Raw genomic sequence first — 1,343 nt, forward strand, 5'->3', positions numbered from 1 at the left:
GGGCCTGTCAGTAATTTCGTGTTTAGGGCATAACATCCCTCCAAGGAGGGTTTATGCCACGCAAACCGAAAGCCAAACCGGTCGAACTGCCGGCGATTCCAGCGGAGCTGCTTGAGCAGTTCGGTAACGGCCCGATGACGGCCGAAGCCATCAATGCCGCCACGATGGCGCTCAAGAAGGCCCTGATCGAACGGGCGCTGGGTGGCGAGATGAACCACCATCTCGGTTATCCGCCCGGCGCGACGAAGCCAGCCGACGTCGCTAACCAACGTAACGGCAAAGGTGCCAAGACGGTCCTGACCGAAGACGGCCCGATCCGCATCGAGGTGCCGCGCGACCGCGACGGCAGCTTCGAGCCGCTGCTGATCCCCAAGCACGAGCGGCGTTTCACCGGTTTCGACGACAAGATCATCGCCATGTACGCCCGAGGCATGACAGTGCGCGAGATCCAGGGCTTTCTGCAAGAGCAATACGCCACTGAGGTTTCGCCTGACTTCATCAGTTCGGTGACCGACGAGGTCATGGCCGAAGTGACTGCCTGGCAAGGCCGGCCGCTCGAACCCATGTATCCGGTCGTGTTCTTCGATGCCCTGCGGGTCAAGATTCGCGAAGACGCTGTCGTGCGCAACAAGGCGATCTATCTGGCGCTGGGCGTCCTGCCGGACGGCACGCGCGATATTCTAGGGCTCTGGATCGAGGGCACCGAAGGCGCCAAGTTCTGGATGAAGGTCTTCAACGACCTGAAGACGCGTGGTGTCAGCGATATCCTGATCGCCGTCACCGACGGCCTCAAGGGCATGCCCGAAGCGCTGGCAGCCGTGTTTCCAGCCACCACGCTTCAGACTTGCATCGTCCATCTGATCCGCAACAGCCTGGATTACTCGAGTTGGAAAGATCGCCGGGCACTGGCTGCCGCGATTCGACCGATCTACACGGCGGTCAGTGCGGAGGCTGCCGAGGCTGCGCTGAATGAATTTGCCGAGGGCCCCTGGGGCCAGAAATTCCCAATGATCGGCATGGCCTGGCGTAGTGCCTGGGACCGCGTGATTCCGTTCTTTGCGTTTCCGCCCGCGATACGCAAGATCATCTACACCACAAACGCCATCGAGAGCATCAACGCCCAGCTACGCAAGATCATCAAGACCCGTGGCCACTTCCCGAACGACGAAGCCGCCACCAAGCTCATCTGGCTGGCCTTGCGCAATATCACTGCCAACTGGGGGCACGCCGCTCACGACTGGAAGACGGCCATGAATCAATTCGCTATCCTTTACCAGGATCGCTTCCTCAGATCATCCGTGTAATTCTCAACTCGCCTTAAACACGGAAATTCTGACACCCCC

1 protein-coding gene is annotated in these 1,343 nt (G+C 60.0%); it reads left to right on the plus strand.

Annotation, left to right across the window (positions count from 1 at the left end):
- The first annotated feature begins 53 nt into the window (after window positions 1-53).
- Window positions 54-1,304 carry an IS256 family transposase gene (locus tag EYW47_RS40620; protein WP_133200417.1) on the plus strand — a complete coding sequence of 417 codons (1,251 nt, stop codon included), beginning with the start codon at window positions 54-56 and terminating at the stop codon, window positions 1,302-1,304.
- Window positions 1,305-1,343: the final 39 nt, after the last annotated feature.

Source organism: Paraburkholderia silviterrae (genome assembly GCF_004353915.1).
GTDB classification, from domain to species: Bacteria; Pseudomonadota; Gammaproteobacteria; order Burkholderiales; family Burkholderiaceae; genus Paraburkholderia; species Paraburkholderia silviterrae.